Source organism: Actinoplanes sp. ATCC 53533 (assembly GCF_003947245.1).
This window is the reverse complement of the sequence record NZ_QHHV01000676.1, coordinates 1-712: the sequence shown is the minus strand read 5'-3', so window position 1 is coordinate 712 and position 712 is coordinate 1. Positions and strand designations below refer to the sequence as shown.

The following is a 712-nucleotide window of genomic DNA, read 5'->3' as shown; positions in this document are numbered from 1 at the left end:
ATCGGGTTCGGCCACGCCAAGGTCGGCGGCTACAACGTCTACCTACGCGGATACAACCCGCTGATCACCACCATCTCCACACCGCTGTCGGCGCCGGTCATCGCCGCCACGAGGCTACGTTCGGGTAACGCCGGCTCCGCCCGCGGCGCCGCCAGCATGATCGCCGAAGCGATCACGACCGCCCGCTCGTGCGGCGCGTCGGGTGAGATCGTGGTCCGGGCGGACTCGGCGTTCTACACCAAAACGGTGATTACCACCTGCTGGCGTCGTGACGTGCGGTTCTCGGTCACCACCCGGATCGACGCGAAGATCCGTACCGCGTGCGACAGCATCAGCGACGATCAGTGGCTCGACATCAAGTATCCGCGGGCCGTCTTCGACGAAGACCAGCAGCGGTGGATCTCCGACGCGCAGATCGCCGAAACCGTCTACACCGCGTTCGCCGGCACCCGCCACGCGGTGACCGCCCGGCTGATCGTGCGCCGGATCCGCCGCGACGACCCCACGCAGATCCCCGGTCAGGAAGAACTCGTACCGACCTACCGGTATCACGCGGTGTTCACCGATTCGCCGTTCACTCTCGTGCAGGCCGAATCGCAGCACCGCGGACCCGCCATCATCGAGCAGGTCAACGCCGATTTGATCGCCGGGCCCCTGGCGCATCTTCCCTCCGGGAGGTTCAGCGCGAACGACGCCTGGCTGACCTGCGCCG

General features: G+C 67.0%; 1 protein-coding gene. It reads left to right on the top strand.

Annotation, left to right across the window (positions count from 1 at the left end):
* Positions 1-712 (top strand): transposase (locus DMB66_RS60590; protein ID WP_199753344.1); only part of this gene is annotated, 712 nt, incomplete at both ends.